Annotated in this window: 4 protein-coding genes; 3 read left to right on the top strand and 1 reads right to left on the bottom strand. The window is 55.1% G+C overall.

Annotation, left to right across the window (positions count from 1 at the left end; genetic code table 11):
• Nucleotides 1-410: 410 nt before the first annotated feature.
• From GV827_RS22825 to GV827_RS22815, 3 genes are all read left to right on the top strand, one after another.
• Complete coding sequence (locus GV827_RS22825; RefSeq protein ID WP_164356584.1) at nucleotides 411-1,847, top strand: FAD-binding oxidoreductase; 1,437 nt, start codon at nucleotides 411-413, stop codon at nucleotides 1,845-1,847.
• A gap of 237 nt (nucleotides 1,848-2,084) precedes the next feature.
• Nucleotides 2,085-5,693 (top strand): adenylate/guanylate cyclase domain-containing protein, encoded by a 3,609-nt coding sequence (locus GV827_RS22820; RefSeq protein WP_164356582.1) that lies wholly within the window; start codon nucleotides 2,085-2,087, stop codon nucleotides 5,691-5,693.
• A gap of 28 nt (nucleotides 5,694-5,721) precedes the next feature.
• On the top strand, nucleotides 5,722-5,979 hold the full coding sequence (locus tag GV827_RS22815) for a DUF4242 domain-containing protein (RefSeq protein WP_164356580.1): 258 nt from the start codon (nucleotides 5,722-5,724) through the stop codon (nucleotides 5,977-5,979).
• A 129-nt stretch (nucleotides 5,980-6,108) separates the two neighbouring features.
• Here GV827_RS22815 and GV827_RS23810 read toward each other — a convergent pair whose 3' ends face one another.
• Nucleotides 6,109-6,327, bottom strand: a complete 219-nt coding sequence (locus GV827_RS23810; RefSeq protein WP_164356578.1) for a GDCCVxC domain-containing (seleno)protein — start codon at nucleotides 6,325-6,327, stop codon at nucleotides 6,109-6,111.
• Nucleotides 6,328-6,623: the final 296 nt, after the last annotated feature.

The raw sequence follows: 6,623 nt of genomic DNA, 5'->3' as shown, positions 1-6,623 counted from the left end.
GACGGACACGTCGAGACCTACATAATGGGTCATGGTCGTTCTCCTTTACGGCTGGTTTTGTGAGGCCGATACTATAGAATCTCGTTAGCCTCCGGAGAGCGACCGCCGCAAACACACCATGTCATTCATCGCGCCGACCGCCGCCGCAGCGCAGCTTTCGCATTGCAGCCATTCGTGCGCAGCGCAGCATTTTCACCAGTGCAATGACCGGGTCGCGGACTTAACTGCCTTTCGCTGTAGAGAAAAAGGCAGACACCCGTACAGTCCTTCACGGTCTTTATGCTGTGTGTCCCGGATAGGAGTAAATTAGGCTTTGGTTCCAGTGTGACGTATTTCACAGACTAGGGAGCTCTTTTCCTCTATGCTTAGTTGGTCACTGACCGGCGATTTTTATATTTGGAGGATTGATGATGGCGAAGCTTTCGACACTGGACGGGGGTTCGATAGTTGTCGACCCAGAGACCATCGCGGGCCTTGATGCGGCACTGCGTGGCGGCGTGTCTGAACCAGGAGCGCCGGGCTACGATGATGCCCGGATCATTTGGAACGCGATGGTTGATCGCAACCCCGGGCTGGTTATTCATGCAAGGGGAACCGGCGATGTTCAGCAGGCTGTCGCATTTGCGCGGGCGAATAACCTCGTGATGTCTATACGGTCTGGTGGACACCAGATTGCCGGTCATGCCGTTGTGGATGGGGCTCTGTTGCTGGACCTCTCTGCCATGACCTCGGTCAGCGTAGATCCGGTTGCCAAAACCGCGAGGGTCGAACCGGGCGCACTGTTGGCTGATGTGGACAAAGAAACACAGGCGCATGGGCTGATCTTGCCAACCGGCATCAACTCGACAACAGGTATTGCAGGTCTGACGCTTGGGGGAGGCTTTGGTTGGACAACGCGCAAGTTCGGGATGACAATCGACAACCTGCTGTCGGCCGAGGTGGTCACAGCCGATGGGGAAATCCGCATCTGCAACGCCGACAAGAATGCCGATCTCTACTGGGCGTTGCGCGGTGGTGGCGGCAACTTTGGTGTCGTAACAGCCTTCCATTTCGGACTGCATGCGCTCGGCCCTGAAGTAATGTCCGGGCTGATCGTGCACCCGATCTCCGAAGCACCAGCGCTGCTTCGCGAATTGACGTTGTTAACGGACACGGCAGACGATGCGCTGACGGTTTGGACGGTAATGCGCAAGGCGCCCCCGCTGCCCTTTCTGCCCGAAGAGTGGCATGGCAAAGAGGTATTGATCTTTGCTGCTTGTTATGCAGGCGAAATGGCTGAGGGTGAAAATGCCATGGCTAGTCTGCGCGCCCTTGGTGACCCGATTGTGGACGTGATCAGCCCGCACCCCTTTGTTGGCTGGCAGGCTGCTTTTGATCCGTTACTGGCTGCCGGAGAACGAAACTATTGGAAAAGTCACGACTTCGCTGGTCTGCCGGATGAGGCGATCAGTACACTTGTCGATGCGATCGGCCATTTGCCGGACCCGCAGTCGGAGGTCTTCATCGCGCATGTGGGTGGTGCAATGGCACGCGTGCCGGTCGGCGACACGGCATATCCGGAACGCTCGGCCCATTTCATCATGAACGTCCACACCCGTTGGAGCACGGCGGACAAGGACGAAGCCTGCATTAGTTGGGCCCGCAAACTTTTTGACGATATGAAGCCCTATTCGACAGGAAGTGCATACGTGAACTTCATTCCTGAAGATGAAGTTGACCGCGTCGGCAACGTCTATGGTGCCAACATGCAAAGGTTGTCGGAGATCAAGGCGCGATACGACCCGGACAACTTTTTCCGCTGCAATCACAACATTCTGCCAGCGGAACGTGATGTCGCTGCAGAGTAAAGGGCGGAATATATCGGCGGGAGGTCTGGCTGGAAAGCTCCATGACGTCCCGCCCATTCCGTGGTGGCGACACTGGAGAGCCCGGCTTGCCAGCATTTTGGGGTAACAGAGATGGTGGTTATATAAACCACTTGACGTAGCTCAAGGTGTTTGTTTAGGGCTCTGTTTTGGTAACGGTGACGGCGATGCGAGTGTGTTAACTTGATTGCCGCCGCGTAAACCAGCATGCTGCTTTGCATGGGCTTGGAAATTGACAAATGGCTGAACGCGCTGGGCATGGACCGGTATGTTGATGCGTTTCTCGAAAGCGATGTCGATTACCGGGTTCTGCCGCTTTTGACCAGCGAAGACCTGAAAGAACTGGGCGTAAGCCTGGGGCACAGAAAACTCATCCTGTCTGCGATTCAGGACCTCTCAACGAGCCATGGCGATGCCGGGCCAGACGTAGCTGGTTCCGGCCCTGTCGCCGAAGTGCCCTCGTCCGCGCCTGCGCTCGAAGTTGAGGAGCCTGATGCTGGCTTTGCGCCTGCAAAAAAGCCGAACACCGCGGCCGCCGCGGAACGCAGACATTTAACGGTTATGTTTGCCGATCTCATCGGCTCCACAGAATTGACCAACCGCCTTGATCCCGAAGATATGCGGGTCCTATTGCAACGCTACCAGGATGCAGTTGCAGGGGCAGTTAGCCGGTATGGCGGGTACGTCGCTAAATACCTCGGCGATGGTTTGCTGGTCTTTTTCGGGTGGCCCCGCGCCTATGAAGATCATGCTGTGCGAGCCATCAAGGCCGGGTTGGAGGCTGTTCAGCGTGTAAAAGAACTCCGGGCGCCTGATGGCGCGCCGCTGTCTGTCCGCGTGGGGATTGCCAGCGGAGACGTGGTGGTCGGCGATGCAATCAGCGAAAACACCTACGAAGAAGGCGCGATGACGGGACCTATCCTGAATCTCGCAGCACGCATTCAGGAGCATGCACCGCCGAACGCCATTGTGTTGCCCGAAGAGGGCACAGAATCTTCGCTAAGGCGTATCTTTGAGTTTTCGTCACTCGGACAGGTGTCATTGAAAGGATTTGATGCGCCATGCGCACTGTTGCAAGTAGAAGCCGAGCGCATTGCAGAAAGCCGGTTTCGCGCCGCACAAAATGAAGCCTCGACAAACGCACTTGTGGGCCGCGATCTCGAAAAGGGCATACTCCGGCAAGCATGGCAACGCGCCCAGAACAGCAAAGGCGAAGTGGTCTTGCTAGGCGGCGAAGCTGGAATAGGGAAATCTCGCCTAACCGAAGGATTTCTGACCGACGATGCCGTTGCGGGCAGCGCGGATATCATCCGGTTGAATTGCTCTCCATACCTTTCCAGTAGTCCGTTTCACCCCGTAACCGAACGCATTTCCCAGGACGCAGGCGTTGAACCCGGTTTTGACGATGACCGCGTCTTGGAAAACTTGCGGACAATGCTCAAAGCAAGGCCGGGGCTGGATTGGGAGCAAGTCCTTCCCGTTTTCGCTGCTCTCGTCGCTCCGCGCAGCAAAGTTGCACAGGATGTTCTTGCGATGTCGCCGAAAGAACAGCGGGACATCACCATCCTGACGTTGATCAATACTGTAAAGGTTCGGGCAAGTGTGCGCCCAGTGATCCTGTTTGTTGAAGATGCGCATTGGATTGACCCTTCGACCAACGCGCTTCTTGACCGTTTCAAGGAGATATGCGCCGACCTGCCTCTGATGATCCTGATATCTCACAGACCAGAGTGGTCTATGGACCAGGCAGAAGGCGACGCACATGTTCAGACTCTGCAATTGCGTCGGTTTGACTCGGATGATGTTGCCGATTTGGTTAGAAGCATCTCGGGGCAGGAACCAGACGATGATCTGATCGCGTTGATCATCGAAAAGACCGATGGCGTGCCGCTGTTTGTCGAAGAACTGACGCGAGCCATCCAGATGTCAGGCGGTCAAGACAAGATCAAAGTGCCTTCCTCCTTGAAGGGGACACTGATGGCGCGGCTCGACGCGGTTTCACAAGATGCAAAACAGGTTGCTTTGGCGGGGGCGGTAATTGGACGCGAGTTCGACCCGACGATTTTGACTGAAACGATGGCAGGCGACGAGGTTGACGTGCCTGCCTGTCTCGAAGAGCTTCGCAAGTCGGGCCTGATCTTTGAAAGCGGCAACAGCAGGGGCAACTACATTTTCCGTCATGCTCTGATCCGCGACACGGCGTATCAATCTATGGTTGCGGCAACTCGGCGGCAGCAGCATGCGCGGGTTGCCCACGCCTTGGCGACGTTGAGATCCGCAGAAGTTGAACGGCAGCCCGAACTTGTTGCCCGTCACTTGACTGAAGCCGAAGACTGGTCTGCCGCTTTTGATCATTGGAGGTCGGCAACCGAATTGGCTCTGGCCCGTTCGGCAAGCCAAGAAGCGGTCGCAAATGCGAAAGAGACTCAGGAAGTGGCGCGTCATCTGGGTGATGACACGACTGTCGAGGCGATCTCTGCCAGAATGTTAATTGGGCGCAGCTACGACAGTGTCGGGCGTCTACCGGATTGCATCGCGATTTTTGAAGAAGTCTGGAACACATCGCAAAGCGTTGGACGCCTCGAGCTCGCAGCAGACGCCGCATACCACTTTACCGATTCCGCCATGATGACCGGTAATTTTCATCGAAAGGCGATAGGGTTTTGTACGCAAGCTCTGAAAGATTTGCCAGAACGGGACGAAAGACGCCGTTGCGGGCTCATGAGCCAACTGGCTCGTGCCTACATGTTCACTGGTCAGCTTGAAGAAAGCAGTAAGTTCAGTCGCGAAGCCATGGAGCTTGCTGCTAAATTGGGGGATCATAAGGCACAGTTTTCCGTAATGATGTCACGTTTTGGCGCGCCTTTCGTAGCGCGCGGCAAAGACGACGCCCGGCACTGGCGGGAGAATCTCGAAGCCATGCACCGTGTTGCAGAGAAACTTGGCAATATAGATCAAGGCCGGGATCGGACGCTAAGCCTGTTTGTTGCGGCTGAAATGGCCGATCGCCAACTTATGGACCATTCACTGGACCTGCTAACGGAGATTTCCAAGAAGGATGATCACCTGCAGCTCTATTGGGTGCAAACGCACGCGCGCGCCATGGTAGCCATTTTGAATGGGAATTTCAAGCAGGCCGAGCAATATGCAAACGAAGCCGTGAAAATCGGCCGTCAGACCCATGGAGAGCATGTTGAAGGCGTTTATGGCGTTCAGATGTTCACAATTCGCCGCGAGCAATGCCGCCTGCATGAGGTCGCTCCGGTCATCAAACGGCTGATGTCAGAGAGCCCGGAAGACACGACGTGGAAGCCTGGCTTTGGGTTGATTGCTGCCGAGCTGGGTTTCAAAGACGCTGCTGAGCGCATCCTGAACGAGATCGCAGACTCTGGTTTTGAATTGTCCCACGATGCCATGTATTCCACAACGCTTTCTTACCTTGCAGACATTTGCGTTGCCGTGGAACATTCGGAGCACGCAAAGACCATTTACAAGATGCTCTTACCCTACGAGCGCATGACCATAACCGCGGGTGCGACCACCGTTTGCACCGGAGCCGCTGCACGGAGGCTCGGCGCCCTGGCGGCAATGATGGGTGATTGGGACGCATCTCAGAACATGTTTGAAACAGCCATCGAAATCGACACTGGAATGAACGCCCCGCCGTGGATTGCTCATAGTAAGGCCGAATATGCAGCGTGTCTGCGACGGCGTGGCGGAAAACAGGACCAAGAGCGCGCATTCCACCTCGAAGCGGAAGCGTTGGCAACTGCCCAAAAACTTGGTATGGTTTCTCTGAGGCTGAAGCTCGAGGGCCAAGCTACATAGGTCCAGATTAGTCGCGCGGGAGAGTACAATGCCAAGATACGTTATCGAGCGAAACTTTGCTGAAAAGCTGGAAATCGACGAAGACGCAAAGAAGCACATCAAACAGATTAATGACGCCGAGGGCGTAGAGTGGATCTTTTCGTTCCTAAGCGCGGACAAGCGGAAAACTTACTGTCTGTATGAGGCACCTGACGAGGATAGTCTGCGCAAGGCAGCCGAACGTCTGAACATTCCCGCGGACGTCATCACCGCTGTGGATCGCATAGACCCGGGCATTTTTGCCTGATTACAGACCTGACTAAACCGTTCGGTGATGGGCTTACTTGGTGTTCAACACTGTGTTGGGGACACACTGTTTGCCCACAGTGTTTTGCCAAGAGTTCCTCACCACAGTGTTTGCGAATACGAAATTGGATCAGCCGCAACACGATCCACCTTCTTGGATCGGCGGACAAGGCACAGTCCCGTAGGAGCAATAGACACAGCAATCACCTGCTAGAGGCTTGAGCACGGCCTTGCATGACGAGCACTCATAAAACCACTGACAGGCATCTGTTGGCATTGTCTCCACTGCCTTGTGGCCGCATTCGGGGCACGTGATTTCGCTTTCAAGGGTGAAGTTCAGATAATTCATCGTGTCACGCCAGAGTTATTAGAAAATCATCGGTGCGGTGTTCTTTGAACACAATCACCGACAGCAACCACAAGTGCAATACATGGTTTGCACAACGCTGTTTGTGACACAGTTCTTCCTCATAGTGTTTGGGAACACAGGCAAAAACAGGGCGTTGCAGTTGGCTGCCGAGATATAGCTAAAAGTTGGTGATGGCCCCTGAGGGGCGGCATATCATGGCGTTGTTCACGCGCCGCAATTCTCGTCTGAGAAAAGGATATGCCACATGAGGACAAATACCATTACCCAGCTGCCCG

The sequence above is a fragment of the Sulfitobacter sediminilitoris genome (assembly GCF_010667575.1).
GTDB lineage: Bacteria > Pseudomonadota > Alphaproteobacteria > Rhodobacterales > Rhodobacteraceae > Sulfitobacter > Sulfitobacter sediminilitoris.
Note: the sequence above shows the minus strand (reverse complement) of the source record. Positions and strands in the feature narration are given on the sequence as shown.

What these genes read in the sequence shown, in the direction of transcription:
- GV827_RS22815 (WP_164356580.1), top strand. Translation starts at nt 5,722, where the DNA reads ATGCCAAGATACGTTATCGAGCGAAACTTTGCTGAAAAGCTGGAAATC.
- GV827_RS23810 (WP_164356578.1), bottom strand. Translation starts at nt 6,327, where the DNA reads ATGAATTATCTGAACTTCACCCTTGAAAGCGAAATCACGTGCCCCGAA.
- GV827_RS22825 (WP_164356584.1), top strand. Translation starts at nt 411, where the DNA reads ATGGCGAAGCTTTCGACACTGGACGGGGGTTCGATAGTTGTCGACCCA.
- GV827_RS22820 (WP_164356582.1), top strand. Translation starts at nt 2,085, where the DNA reads ATGGGCTTGGAAATTGACAAATGGCTGAACGCGCTGGGCATGGACCGG.